General features: G+C 67.3%; 1 protein-coding gene. It reads right to left on the bottom strand.

Annotated elements, in window-relative coordinates; translation table 11 throughout:
* Window positions 1-109: 109 nt before the first annotated feature.
* Window positions 110-808: transposase (locus HKK72_RS39490; RefSeq protein ID WP_187239463.1), on the bottom strand; the 699-nt coding region annotated here is incomplete at its 5' end.

The following is an 808-nucleotide window of genomic DNA, read 5'->3' on the forward strand; positions in this document are numbered from 1 at the left end:
CTAGTAGGACTTTGTTAAGTCGTTAAGGGTGGTTGTTGTTGGCAGGTGGGGCATCGGCCTGTCCAGGTCGCGAGGAGGGTTTGGAGCTCGCGGAGGATTGTGTAGAAGGTCAGGCCGCCCCAGCTGCTTTTGGGCTGGCCAGGCGCAGTTGTGTGAGGAAGAGGTGGGCGGCGGTCACCAGGGTGACGTGGCGGTGCCAGCCGGTGAAGGAGCGGCCCTCGAAGTGGGTCAGGCCCAGGCCGGTTTTGAGTTCGCGGTAGTCGTGTTCGATGCGCCAGCGGATCTTCGCCAGGCGGACCAGCTCGCGTAGCGGGGTGCCTTCGGGCAGGTTGGACAGCCAGTAGTCGGTGGGCTCGCTGTGGCCGGGTGGCCATTCGGCCAGCAGCCACCGCACGGGCAGGGTGCCGTCGGGCAGCCGTGGGATGGTGCGGTTGGCGGGCCGCACCTGGATCGACAGGAAGCGTGAGCGCATCTTCGCGGTGGGGTTGCCGGCCGTCTTCTTGGTGCCTTGCCGCCAGGTCACCTGCCGCAGGGATCTGCGTCCAGCGTTCAGTGCCAGAGCCCGCAAGGTCGAGTGCTCGCTTCGGTAGCGGGGCACCGAGGGCCGGCCCGTGCCCTTGTAGGGCACTGTCTCGGGCACCGCGTCCACAGCGTGGACACTGGTGGACGCCTTGACCGCCAGGACGTAGTCCAGTCCGCGTTCTTCCAAGCCGAGACGGAAGGCGTTGTTGTCCCCGTAACCGGCGTCAGCGCTGATCACCGGCGGCGTGAGCCCCCAGCCGGCCAGCTCGTCCAGCATGTCCAGGCC

Origin of the sequence: Actinomadura sp. HBU206391 (assembly GCF_014323665.1) — a bacterium.
GTDB lineage: Bacteria > Actinomycetota > Actinomycetes > Streptosporangiales > Streptosporangiaceae > Actinomadura_C.